At 43.2% G+C, this 12,390-nt stretch carries 10 protein-coding genes; 7 read left to right on the forward strand and 3 right to left on the reverse strand.

The window, feature by feature from the left end; translation table 11 throughout:
* Window positions 1-222: 222 nt before the first annotated feature.
* A complete protein-coding gene (locus V7K76_RS00860) occupies window positions 223-1,875 on the reverse strand; it encodes a mechanosensitive ion channel (RefSeq protein ID WP_334779495.1) in 1,653 nt (550 codons plus the stop codon).
* A gap of 251 nt (window positions 1,876-2,126) precedes the next feature.
* On the opposite strand from V7K76_RS00860, the gene V7K76_RS00865 reads away from it, so the two are divergent.
* Entirely contained in the window at window positions 2,127-2,567 is a 441-nt protein-coding gene (locus V7K76_RS00865; protein ID WP_334779494.1) for an SRPBCC family protein, read from the forward strand.
* Between the two features lie 91 nt (window positions 2,568-2,658).
* Here V7K76_RS00865 and V7K76_RS00870 read toward each other — a convergent pair whose 3' ends face one another.
* Entirely contained in the window at window positions 2,659-3,483 is an 825-nt protein-coding gene (locus V7K76_RS00870) for a SirB1 family protein (RefSeq protein ID WP_334779492.1), read from the reverse strand.
* A 406-nt stretch (window positions 3,484-3,889) separates the two neighbouring features.
* On the opposite strand from V7K76_RS00870, the gene atpD reads away from it, so the two are divergent.
* The 5 genes from atpD (at window position 3,890) to V7K76_RS00895 (ending at window position 11,451) form a co-directional block, all read left to right on the forward strand.
* On the forward strand, window positions 3,890-5,338 hold the full coding sequence (gene atpD / locus V7K76_RS00875) for a F0F1 ATP synthase subunit beta (RefSeq protein ID WP_334698122.1): 1,449 nt from the start codon (window positions 3,890-3,892) through the stop codon (window positions 5,336-5,338).
* A gap of 95 nt (window positions 5,339-5,433) precedes the next feature.
* The gene (gene atpC / locus V7K76_RS00880; protein ID WP_094348863.1) at window positions 5,434-5,847 is read left to right on the forward strand and encodes an ATP synthase F1 subunit epsilon; all 414 of its coding nucleotides are present in this window, start codon (window positions 5,434-5,436) and stop codon (window positions 5,845-5,847) included.
* Window positions 5,848-6,000: 153 nt separating this feature from the next.
* The gene (locus V7K76_RS00885; RefSeq protein ID WP_334779491.1) at window positions 6,001-8,118 is read left to right on the forward strand and encodes a flotillin family protein; all 2,118 of its coding nucleotides are present in this window, start codon (window positions 6,001-6,003) and stop codon (window positions 8,116-8,118) included.
* Between the two features lie 176 nt (window positions 8,119-8,294).
* On the forward strand, window positions 8,295-9,500 hold the full coding sequence (locus V7K76_RS00890) for a hypothetical protein (protein WP_334779490.1): 1,206 nt from the start codon (window positions 8,295-8,297) through the stop codon (window positions 9,498-9,500).
* A gap of 187 nt (window positions 9,501-9,687) precedes the next feature.
* Window positions 9,688-11,451, forward strand: coding sequence for a serine/threonine-protein kinase (locus V7K76_RS00895; RefSeq protein WP_334779530.1), 1,764 nt, complete (start codon window positions 9,688-9,690; stop codon window positions 11,449-11,451).
* 9 nt (window positions 11,452-11,460) lie between these two features.
* Here the strand turns inward: V7K76_RS00895 and V7K76_RS00900 are convergent, their stop codons facing one another.
* Complete coding sequence (locus V7K76_RS00900) at window positions 11,461-11,760, reverse strand: 30S ribosomal protein PSRP-3 (protein ID WP_094333099.1); 300 nt, start codon at window positions 11,758-11,760, stop codon at window positions 11,461-11,463.
* A gap of 138 nt (window positions 11,761-11,898) precedes the next feature.
* Here V7K76_RS00900 and V7K76_RS00905 point away from each other — a divergent pair, with 138 nt between their 5' ends.
* Window positions 11,899-12,369 carry a DUF29 domain-containing protein gene (locus V7K76_RS00905; protein ID WP_334779489.1) on the forward strand — a complete coding sequence of 157 codons (471 nt, stop codon included), beginning with the start codon at window positions 11,899-11,901 and terminating at the stop codon, window positions 12,367-12,369.
* Window positions 12,370-12,390 lie beyond the last annotated feature (21 nt).

Below are 12,390 nucleotides of genomic sequence, written 5' to 3' on the forward strand. Positions count from 1 at the left end.
GTTTGAGGCTTTATTTTCTAATAGAAACTAAAATTGATAGACAAAACGTGGAAATTAAAGCCCTGTAAGCATTTGGGCGATTGGATTCTCCGACTCTGACAAAAGAGGGTTATTATCATTGAGCTTTAGAACTTGAAACATGAAGAGTACTGAGTACTCTCCTTCTTACTCAGCACTCAGCACTCACCACTAAGTCTGATGAAATTGCGCCTTCATCAACTTTTAGTTTTTACCTTTGAAAGAGTTTAGCCATTCTTGAACTTGCTCTCGTGCAATATCGCGCCCCCCAAGACCAAAAGCTAAGGCAATAGCAACAGCGATCGCACCTAGTAAAAGTCCAAAGGCTAAATTTACAATATCACTGGCAACTCCAATCTGTTGCAGTGCCATTGCCGAGACTAAGGCAATAATTGCAATCCGCGCCACTTGTCCCAAAATCTCGGCTTGGCGTTCCCCGGAACTGGTAATGATGTTAAAAGCCAGATTTGCCAAGAATAAGCCAATGGCAAAGATCACCAATCCTGCCAAAATCCGCCCGAATATGATTACAATCCCAGATACTAATACTGTCAGGGCTGGAATATTCAAGATATTCACCGCCGCCACCGTGGCAAATAGGATGATACCCACTAAGGCAACAATGCCGACAATTTCCGATGGAGTGCGGGTTGGAGTCGGCGGGATTGTTGATTCTGTGGAAATGACGATTCGTCTGCTGGGTGTAGTCAGACCCAAAATAGTGAAAATGTTATTAAAGCCTAAATTGGTGAGGATACTTGTAATCAAATCTGCGACAAACCGCCCCACGAAATAGGCAACAATCAAAATTGCTACGGCTGTAAAGATGGCAGGAAGGGCGTTAAGAACCTGTTGCAGCATAGCGATCGCAGGTATTGATATTGCATCAATTCGCAAAGCATTAAGCGCTGCGATCGCCACAGGAATCAAAATCAAAACATAGACAATTGTGCCGATAATATTCGATAGAGGTTGCACCCCCGCACTTGCAGATAATCCCAAGCGACTACCTAAATGGTCAAGACCAGTTGTCGCCAGTAAGTTTGTCACAATCCGCCGTACTACATTAGCGATGAACCAGCCAACTACAGCAATTAAGATCGCCGCTAAAATGTTCGGCAGAATTAGCAGAATTTGTGTAATTAGAGCTTGTACTGGTTGTAAAGCCTGTCTGAGTCCGAGAGTATCTAAAACTGGAGCGAGAAACAGTAAAAATATAAACCAATACAGAGCATTGCCAATCGTCTCACTCAGAGATAGCTGATTGAGGCTGGGTGTGCTATCTTCTGGTTCTGGATTCAAACGCTCATCCAGATTAAATGCCTGTAATGAGCGCACAGTGATAATCTTCACAATGGTCGCTAAGAACCAGGCAGTTGTCAAAAGGATTCCTGCACCAACCAACTTTGGCAAAAAGCCAATAAGTTGATCGAGAAAACTATTCAGGGGTCGAGAGGCTACCTCTAAATCTAATGCCTGTAAAACAGCTACCGCCGTCAACAAGATAATGCTCCAAAAGACTAAGCCGGAGATTAATTTCTCCACTTGGGGAACATCTTGACGACCCGTTACGCCAGAGGCAATGCGATTATCTATGTTTGTGCGCTTGAGAATTCCTTGTGTCAGTGCCGCTACGCTGAAGGCAATTAGCAAACCTACAAACAAAATTGCCACCGCCCCTAGTAGACGAGGCGTAAACAGAATCAACTGTTGCACAATACCTTGGACATTAGCGATTCCTTGATTCACTGCTGGTTGTATCGGTTGCAGACTGGGCGATTGTGCCAAAAATTGCTCGACCCTCATAGACAACCCAACTCCTATCACCTGGGTTATTCCTTGCCAAGTTGTGTTCATGGTTTTCGGGAATTATGCTTAAGTATTCGCCGCAAACACTGAGTCAGTGTTTTGCCTATCAATTTACCAGTAAATACATATATTTATTGATTTAATTTACTTAAATTGGGTATGGGGTATTGGGAAAGAGGAGGCAAAAGTTCTTTAATTTTGAATTTTGAATTTTGAATTGATTTCTCCCTCATTCCCCATTCCCCACTCTCCAAAATTTTGCGTTACTCTAATTGCAGCAACAGCACCAAAGATGTGGAATGTCCCAAGTTTTGGAACAATCGATTCAAATTAATGCTACAGCTACGGTGGTGGAGCGCTGTATTAGCGATTTAACTCTCATGCACCGTTGGCTTAACCCCGTTCTCCATTGTGAACCTGTGGGCGAAGCTTGGAGTACTGATGTCGGCAGTAAAAGTCGTTTTATCATTCAAATTCCTCTACTAAAACCTACATTGAATAGCGTAGTTGTAGAACGACAACCGGGTTTGGTAGTCTGGGAATTCCAGGGATTTTTTCAAGGGCGCGATCGCTGGGAATGTCAACCCACAGAAAAGGGAACGCTGCTACTCAACCGCTTTGAGTACGATATCCCTAACCCCTTAGTTAGTTGGGGCTTCAACACCTTTGCTGCATCTTGGACAAAACAAGATATGCAAGCCCAGCTGCGCCGCCTCAAACGAGTTGCAGAAAATTCATAATTGGGCATTGAAAAGAGGCAGAGGGGCGGGGTGCGGGGGGCGGAGGGGAAAACTCTTCTCCCTTGCTCCCTCATCCCCCAATCCCCAATCCCTACCCACCTTTACCCAATTCGCTAAGTAGCCGCCGAATCACAGATGCATCCTCGGCATCGGGAATTTTTGTTAAATAATTTTGTAAGTCCTCTATGGCTTGGGGATAATAACCAAGTTGATAGTAAATCAAACCGCGATCGCGCAATTCTAAAGTTAAACCAGGAAATAGCAACAAAATTCGTTCAACTGCTGCCAGCGTTTTTTCTAATTCTTGCTGTTTAAGGTAAATAAATTTTAAATTTGTCAGCATCCGTGCCAAAAATTGCCGATTACTGACTACGGCTAAAAATTCTGGTTGTAGCGTCACAGGTTGCTGATAAAGTTGAGACAGGCGTTCTTCGCAATCTTGGGCAAATATTATTTCACCGCCATTGAAGGCATCCACAAAAATTTCTATATCGGGAATATCTGGGCGAATCAAGAAATGTCCTGGCATCCCCACACCCACCATCGGAAAATCAATCCGTCGCGCAACCTCCAGGTAAACCAGCGCTAAGGTAATGGGAATCCCTAATCTGCGATCAATTACATCATTGAAAAAGCTGTTGCGCGGGTCGTAATAGTCAATTTTATTACCAGAAAATTTTAAATCTTCGTAGAGATACTGATTAATACTTTGAACTATCCGCAAAGGATATCGTGAGTCAGGCAGGCGTTCTTGAAGCTCCCAGGCCATTGTATCAAGGGCGTTGAGATATTCTTCTGGGTCTAGATTGGGATATTCTTCTTGTGCAATATACAAAGCTGCCTTTGCTAAGTCAATATGCTCGTCAGACTGCTGAATCTCCTGGTAAAAATATTGTCGTGCTGACGAGAAATTCATAAGCTATTGCTCGGTGAAAGTGTGAGGATGAAGCGTAGACTAGCAAAAACCGCAGGCATCACGGCTGGGCTAAAAGCGCTTTTTCGTATCTAAGTTTATACAGCAATTCTCAGGTATTTAAACTACAACTCAGACGGGGGTGAGAAGTAGTGTAGTTAAATTACTTGAAAAGCGTTATCAGAGAGCAAATAACAACAGCAATCCTCAGCTAAGGGACTTCCAAATAAAAAAATACTCCAACTACTGATTTTAGGTTAGCCTGATCTTGATCCCCAAGCCCTAGTCTTAAGGATCAATTTATGGCGTAGAGTAGGGGCGTTCAGTGCTAATCTGAAAGGTGACATTGTTTAATTTTATGTCTTCTCCGACCTTAATCTGAAATCTAGCTTCACTCATTAGGCGCAGCATGGTAACAACCGCAGAAAAAACAAACATTGGTTACATTACCCAAATCATTGGCCCAGTTGTAGACGTTAAATTTCCCGGCGGGAAATTGCCACAAATCTACAACGCCTTGAAAATCAAAGGCACCAACGAAGCTGGACAGGAAATCAACATCACCATTGAAGTACAGCAACTTCTGGGCGACAACCAGGTGCGGACTGTGGCGATGAGTTCTACCGAAGGCTTAGTCCGCGGTTTTGAAGTCACCGATACAGGCGCTCCCATCAGCGTACCAGTTGGTAAAGCCACTTTGGGCCGGATTTTCAACGTCCTTGGCGAACCTGTAGACAACAGAGGCCCAGTAAATGCTGAGGCAACTCTACCCATCCACCGCTCTGCTCCCAAATTCACCGACCTGGAAACTAAACCTTCGGTGTTTGAGACTGGGATTAAAGTTGTTGACCTTCTGACTCCCTATCGACGCGGCGGTAAGATTGGTCTATTCGGCGGTGCTGGTGTTGGTAAAACTGTGATCATGATGGAGTTGATCAACAACATCGCTACTCAGCACGGTGGAGTATCAGTTTTTGCTGGCGTGGGTGAACGCACCCGTGAAGGTAATGACCTCTACAACGAAATGATTGAATCTGGGGTGATCAATAACGAGAACCTCAACGAATCAAAAATTGCTCTAGTTTACGGTCAAATGAACGAGCCACCCGGAGCCAGAATGCGGGTTGGTCTTTCGGGATTGACAGTAGCAGAGTACTTCCGCGATGTAAACAAGCAGGATGTGCTGTTGTTTATTGACAACATCTTCCGGTTTGTGCAAGCAGGTTCAGAAGTATCGGCGCTACTAGGTCGGATGCCCTCAGCAGTAGGATATCAGCCCACATTGGGAACCGACGTAGGGGAACTGCAAGAGCGGATTACCTCAACTACCGAGGGTTCAATTACCTCCATTCAAGCAGTGTACGTACCTGCGGATGACCTCACTGACCCCGCACCTGCTACCACCTTCGCCCACTTAGACGGTACAACAGTGCTGTCTCGCGGTTTGGCAGCTAAGGGAATTTATCCCGCAGTTGACCCCCTGGGTTCGACTTCTACCATGCTCCAGCCCAATATTGTCGGTGACGAACACTACAATACTGCACGGGCGGTGCAATCAACTCTGCAACGTTATAAAGAACTCCAAGACATTATCGCCATTCTTGGTCTAGATGAATTGTCTGAAGAAGACCGTCTCATCGTCGCGCGGGCCCGGAAAGTTGAGCGTTTCTTGTCTCAGCCGTTCTTTGTGGCAGAAGTATTCACCGGTTCTCCTGGTAAGTACGTGAAGTTGGAAGACACCATCAAAGGATTCCAAAAGATTCTGTCTGGTGAATTGGATGCTCTGCCAGAACAGGCTTTCTACTTGGTTGGCGATATTAACGAAGCGATCGCCAAAGCTGAAAAAATCAAAGGTTAGTCATTAGTCATTGGTCATTGGTCATTAGTTCAATGGCTAATGGCTAGTGGCAAATGACAAAGGACGAAGGACAAAGGACAAAAGACAAAAGACAAATGACATTAACCGTTCGTGTAATTTCCCCAGATAAAACAGTCTGGGATGCTCCAGCTGAAGAAGTGGTTTTGCCTAGTACTACTGGTCAACTAGGTATCTTAACTGGACACGCCCCACTTTTGACTGCTCTAGATACTGGTGTCATGCGAGTTCGTGGCGCGAAAAATCAGAATTGGGAAGCGATCGCTCTTTTGGGTGGCTTTGCCGAAGTCGAAGAAAATGAAGTGACAATTCTGGTTAACGGTGCTGAACGTGGCGACAAAATTAACCTTGATGAAGCCCGTACCGCTTACAACCAAGCAGAAGCACGTCTGAGTCAAGTTTCCGCAGACGATCGCCAAGCCCAAATCCAAGCGAACCAAGCTTTCAAACGCGCCCGCGCTCGGTTTCAAGCTGCTGGCGGTTCAGTATAAATTCAATTTCTATTTCAAGTTTGTAGGTTGGGCAATGTCCAACCTACAAGATATTTATTAATTTTAAAAAAAATTACACCAAGTTTAAGAAATCAAGGCTTGCCCTGGTGAAGTGTTAACTTAACTAATTAGTTGCTCTAATGGGCACAATTTATGAAAAGCTTTTCATTCTCCCTTGGTACACGTAAACAAAATAAGCTAGCTAAGGTTGCCACATCTATCGTCGCAACCTTAGCGATCGCTGGTAGTCTGCATTCTGCCAATGCTACTTCTGTAAAAATAAATACTCCTAAAGAAATCAATTCGGCATCAGTACAGCTAAATCAGACCACACCAAATATTGTCCAGTTAAAAACTAGCAAGATTCAATATCAAACTGCTGGAATTGATGGTTTTGTACTGGTTCCCATCGTACTTATCGGTGGTTTAGTCATATTCGTCCCCCTATTCTTTGGCGGACTGGTGGTGATTGGCGAACGCGAAGTCGGCATTGTGGTGAGGAAATTTACCCTTTCCGGGCGCGGATTACCCGCCGGCAGTTTGATTGCCCTCAACGGCGAAGCTGGCTTGCAGGCAGATACTTTAGCTCCTGGTTGGCATTGGGGCTATTGGCCTTGGCAATATTCTGTCAAGAAAGAATCGGTAATTGTCATTCCCCAAGGGGAAATCGCCTTGATTGTTGCAGCAGATGGAGCATCCAACCCACCAGAGCGGATTTTGGGTAAAATCGTCGATTGTGACAACTTCCAAGATGCTCGGAAATTCCTCACCCAAGGTGGCGAAAAAGGTCGGCAAATGAGTTTTCTGACCGCAGGTACTTACCGCATCAACACTGCGCTGTTTAAAGTGATTACAGCAGCAAATGCTACTACTCATGGCATGACTCCACAACAGTTGCACATTTATGAAATAGCAGCAGAGAAGGTTGGTATTGTTACTACTTTAGATGGTTCATCGATCGCAGCAGGTGAAATCGCTGGACACATCGTTACCGGGCATGATAATTTCCAAAATGGTCAAAAATTTATCGACGCTGGGGGACAACGAGGTTTACAAGAACAGGTATTATTATCGGGTTCGTGGAACTTGAACCCTTGGTTGGTAAATATTGAACAAGTCCCGATGACCGAAATCCCCATTGGTTATGTGGGTGTGGTGATTTCTTTCGTAGGGAAAGAACACGAAGATGTGAGCGGAGCAGCTTTCACCCACGGGAATTTGGTAAACCAAGGACATAAGGGCGTTTGGGTTGAGCCGTTGTATCCTGGAAAACACCCGCTCAATACTAAGGTGATGAAAATTGAGCTAGTACCAACAACAAATATTGTCTTAAACTTCACTGAAAGGATTACTGGTAAACACGGTTATGATACCAACTTGCAGGCGCTGAAACTGCTATCATTTGATGGTTTCAGCTTTGATTTAGAGATATTCCAAATTATCCATATTGGTGCTTCTGATGCGCCGAAAGTGATTTCACGCTTAGGTTCGATGCAAAATGTCATCGATCAGGTTTTGCGTCCAATTGTGGGGAATTATTTCCGCAACTCGGCTCAAGAGTACACTATCTTGGATTTCTTGACTGCGCGAAGCGAGCGTCAAGTTGAAGCTTCCGAATACGTTAAATCTGCCTTGCGTGCTTATGACGTGCAAGCGGTGGATTCATTGATTGGTTTGATTACGCCACCCGATGAATTAATGCACACACTGACAGACCGGAAAATTGCTGAAGAAAAACGCAAAACTTACGAAGTTCAGCAGATGGCGCAAACCCAACGTCAGCAACTTGTCCGGGAGACAGCACTAGCTGATATCCAAGAAGAAATGGTGCAATCAGAGCAAAGTGTGCAGATTGCCGACTTGAAAGCCCAAGCCCAAATTAAACAGGCGAATGGTGAAGCTGAGGGAACAAAACTCCGCGCAATTGCTGAGGCTGAAGGTATTCGCGCCACAGGTAACGCCAAAGCTGAAACTTACCAGGCTGGTGTGGAAGCCTTGGGTTCACATGGTTATACAGCAATGCAGCTAATGCAGATTATAGGCGATCGCAATGTCCGTTTGATTCCAGATGTCTTAGTTAGCGGTAACGGCAGTAATAACGGCTTAGTAGATGGGCTACTATCCCTGATTTTATGGAATCAAGCTGGTAAGGGTGAATTGACACCAACGCCTTTGCAGCCACAACCAGTAGTTACCAAAGCACAACCAACCGCAGAAAACGGTCTGCCACCGATAGTTGTGAATTTTCCGGTGGATAAGCAACATCAATAATTTATAAAAGGTAGAGATGCGATACTTCTCGCGTCTCTATCTGGAAAATAAGCATAGACCACGCGGTAGGGGCACAGCATGCTGTGCCCCTACGACAGACATCTGTGGTTCAAATACATGAAAACTGCTGTAAATATGAGATGACTACACAAAATTTTTAATCTTTAATAGAAAGCATGATAAAGAAAGTTTTATTGATATGCCTATTCTTATTCGTAAGCATTAACATAATTATTCATCAGGTTTACGCATTCACGCCATCAAATACATACTATCCGCTCGATGTGATTAACGGCGCCGGATTATACAAAACTCCTCTTGCTGATGGCAATCAAGCCTACCTGCAAGTTTTTGACTTGCGAAAAATCCAAATAGATCAATTTATTGGTGAGGTAGATAACATCGGAATTAACGAAGGTAAATATTATAAAAATAGCAATAATTATTACAGTCCTTATTTTGAAAATAAACCATTTTTAGATGTATGGAATGAGTATAAGTTGCTTTACGGCAAGCAAATATTTTCTTTGATGAATTGTGCTTTCTTTGAAGAATATAAATCAAGTACGCAACTAGCATTTCCTATAAAGCTTAATGGTCAAGTCATTACAGCAGGAAGTAGCCCATACGGGCCTTTTAGCAAGGCAGCAACTGATTACTACAAAAATATCAAACTGAAAGTGCTGGTTTGGAATAACAAAAGTGCTTATATTACTGATTATCAGCCAGAATTGGGTTATCCACTGAATAAGCAAAGCGTGCAGAATGCAATTGTTAGTTATAGCTACAATGACCATCCTGCTAAAGTCCTGGGTAAAAATCCGGCAAACAAATACCATGTTATCGGTACATTAAGCAAAGATAACGCTCGCGGCGATGAATTAATTTTAATCGTAACTGTCAATCAGGCTACGTTAGATGAAGCAGCCGAATTGCTCAGAAAGTTGGGCGTGAAAGGAGATATTATGACAGTGGATGGCGGTAGTTCTACATTGATTACCAATCCCCGTACTGGTAATTTAATTCTGCCACAACCTGTGAATATGAAAGATAACCCTTACGTTAGAAATCTACCGCATTACCTGGGATTTCGTAAAAAAGGTGAGTCGAAAGAACAGGCAAAAATTTTTATTAGTCAACCTGTAAATACTATTGCAATAAAACCAAATTTTCCTTACCTCATTTTGTGGAGAGATAATTTAGTCGGTGGGGTAAAAATTGAATTGTACGCAGGTTCAAAACTAACTCAAGTAATTGCCCCTAAAACAGCTAGTGATGGTGTTTTTGAATGGACTCCAACTACACCAAAAGTACCGAGTTCTCTAATCAAAGTAAGCAGTTTGAAGCATAAAAATATTTTTGCTAAATTAGAATTACAGTAATGATTGTAGGAATTAGATTCAATTTTTAAAACTAATACCATTTCTTTGTGAGGCTGCGCTTTATTCACGTAGGGGCAATTCATGAATAGCCCCAGAGTGCCTGTAGTTTTGCGTAATTCCTAAAAACGAAAATATAAAAATTTCAATTAGGCAGGATATTTTGCTGTTACAAGAGCGTTATCGTTTAATGAAACAGATTGGTAAAGGAGGATTCTGCAAAACCTTCCTTGCTATAGATGAGGGTCAATTTCCGCCAGTTCCTTGTGTAGTTCAACAATTATCGCTGGAATACGGAAGTTCTATTACTTTTGAACAAAAGGCGCAACAGCTAGAAGAATTAGGAAAGCACCCGCAAATTCCGGCTTTTTTCGCTTATTTTCAGCAGAACGGGCATTTTTATGTAGTGCAGGAGTTTATTGTAGGCACTAATTTAGCTCAGGTGGTTGAAGAAGAGGGCGCTTTTAATGAAACTCAGATTTGGCAACTGTTAGAAGATTTGTTGCCAGTTTTGCAGTTAATGAGCGATCGCCACATTATCCACCGCGATATCAAACCCCACAATATCATCCGTAGATCCCCAATTACCAAGAAGGGGGATTTTGTCATAGTAGATTTTAGCACTGCGAAAATCGTCACAGAAATCGATCGGCTAACATCTGAAACCAGTATCGGCAGTCCAGAATACGCTGCACCAGAACAAACAAGAGGAAAAGCGGTTTTTGCGAGTGACTTATATAGCTTGGGTGTTACTTGTATTTACTTACTGACTCAGATTCCTCCCTTTGATTTATTTGATATTGCAAATGATTGCTGGGTCTGGCAACAATATCTTACTACTAAGGTTACGGATGTCTGGCGACAAGACTCAAAGAGTCTACGCTTGACGCAAATTCTCGACAAGCTGCTGCAAAATGCTGTTGACCGTCGCTTTCAATCAGCTAATGAAGTTATGCAAGCAATGGGTATGGAATGTAAAACTCAAAATCTCAAAATCCCAAATTCTCCTTGGCGATGCTTACACACCCTAACTGGACATTCTGGGACATTGAGTAGTGTGAACACCCTTGCCATCAGCCCTGATGGTCACACTTTAGTCAGTGGTAGTGATGATAAAATCGTCAAATTGTGGGATTTAAATACCAAAAAAGTCCTAGCTAGCTTCTTGGGACATTCCCAGGCTGTAAAATCAGTTGCCTTCAGTCCAGATGGTCAAATTCTGGCAACAGCTAGCGACGATAAAACTATTAAATTGTGGCAGGTTGAGACATTAAAGGAAATCTGCACCTTATTGGGACACTCCCACGCGGTAAAATCAGTTGCTTTTAGTCCAGATGGGCAAATTCTCGCTAGTGGTAGCTGGGATAAGACAATCAAACTCTGGGATGTCAATACTGGCAGAGAAATTTGCACCATAGCTGGACACCAATTACAGGTAAATTCAGTAGCATTTAGTCCCGATGGAAAACTTTTAGCTAGCGCTAGTTATGACAGAACAATTCGCTTGTGGCAAATACCTGCATTAGAAAGTTCCCAGAAAGAACTTCAAAACCGCCCATGCTATAGCTTGTTAAGCACCCTTTCGGGTCATGCATGGGCGGTTTTGACAGTCGCTTTTAGTCCCAATGGAAAAATTTTGGCGACGGGTAGTGATGATAACACCATTAAATTGTGGGAGGTAAACACTGGTCAGCTAATTAGCACACTTGTAGGCCATTCTTGGTCTGTGGTGGCTGTGGCTTTTACTGCTGATAGTGAAACGCTCCTAAGTGCAAGTTGCGACAAAACAGTTAAACTTTGGAGAGTAAGCACAGCAGAAGAGATTGTTACTCTCTCTGGTCATATAGACTCAGTATCTGCTGTTGCTGTGAGCAAAGTTACACAATTAATTGCAAGCGGCAGCCGAGACAAGACTATCAAACTGTGGCAGCTTGTAGAACATGACAATAGCTAATTTGTAATATCAAGCGCTACCTGTAAAGGCAACTTCAGGAAATTTCAACTGAGCTTCTGCCATTGGACGGTTTCTGCCTTCCTCTTGCCAGTAGTTAATCACTTCTGTTGCTTTGTTAAGCAACTCGACACGATCCAGGTCAGTAATCCAATGTTTGGACTCTAATTCCTTCTTTAACTCTTCCCAGGCATCATTTCTAGGCCAGAAAAAGTACTTAGTCAAGGGACTGGTGCCTTTACCTACAACTTGATCGACTGCTAGAGCAACGTTTTCGTCTAACCACAAAATTTTCAAAATAAACTTGGTCAATCACACCTCCGGGAATTTCCGGGCATTATTTAACAAGGATAGCGATCGCTTATTTTAACGCAATAGTCTATCAAATGACCAAACAGTGATTGAGAATGGTCTACCATAAAGTGTAGTCGGCGTTAACGAAAGATGCTTATGACTGCCCAACTGCCCCAATCTCAAACTATCTCTGGTTCTTCTTTGTATGAGCAAGACTTTTACCTGTGGATTCAAACCACAGCAGAACTGCTCAAGCAAGGTCGGCTCACAGAACTGGATTTAGAGAATTTGATTGATGAAATTGAAACAGTGGGCAGGAGTGAAAAGAAAGCGCTGAGAAGCAATTTGGAAGTGGTGCTGATGCATCTATTGAAGTATAAATATCAAGCCGAGAAGCGGTCTGGTAGTTGCCGAGCAACAATTCGGGAGCATCGCAAACGCATCAGACAAGCTTTAGAAGAAAGCCCTAGCCTCAAACCCTATTTCTCTGAGGTTTTTGGGCTGTGTTATGACGATGCTAGACTCTTGGCTGCTGATGAAACTGAATTGGGTGTGGCTACCTTCCCCGAACAATCTCCTTTTACGCCAGAGCAAGCCCTCGACCCTGATTTTTTACCTGAGTCATGATCACTTTTTAATTTTGAATTC

The sequence above is a fragment of the Nostoc sp. genome (genome assembly GCF_036917975.1).
Classification (GTDB): domain Bacteria; phylum Cyanobacteriota; class Cyanobacteriia; order Cyanobacteriales; family Nostocaceae; genus Nostoc.

Bases quoted from the DNA above. Each gene is read 5' to 3' on its own strand.
- atpC (WP_094348863.1), top strand. From the start codon at position 5,434: ATGACATTAACCGTTCGTGTAATTTCCCCAGATAAAACAGTCTGGGAT.
- V7K76_RS00890 (WP_334779490.1), top strand. From the start codon at position 8,295: ATGATAAAGAAAGTTTTATTGATATGCCTATTCTTATTCGTAAGCATT.
- V7K76_RS00860 (WP_334779495.1), bottom strand. From the start codon at position 1,875: ATGAACACAACTTGGCAAGGAATAACCCAGGTGATAGGAGTTGGGTTG.
- V7K76_RS00865 (WP_334779494.1), top strand. From the start codon at position 2,127: ATGTCCCAAGTTTTGGAACAATCGATTCAAATTAATGCTACAGCTACG.
- V7K76_RS00885 (WP_334779491.1), top strand. From the start codon at position 6,001: ATGAAAAGCTTTTCATTCTCCCTTGGTACACGTAAACAAAATAAGCTA.
- atpD (WP_334698122.1), top strand. From the start codon at position 3,890: ATGGTAACAACCGCAGAAAAAACAAACATTGGTTACATTACCCAAATC.
- V7K76_RS00895 (WP_334779530.1), top strand. From the start codon at position 9,688: ATGAAACAGATTGGTAAAGGAGGATTCTGCAAAACCTTCCTTGCTATA.
- V7K76_RS00905 (WP_334779489.1), top strand. From the start codon at position 11,899: ATGACTGCCCAACTGCCCCAATCTCAAACTATCTCTGGTTCTTCTTTG.
- V7K76_RS00870 (WP_334779492.1), bottom strand. From the start codon at position 3,483: ATGAATTTCTCGTCAGCACGACAATATTTTTACCAGGAGATTCAGCAG.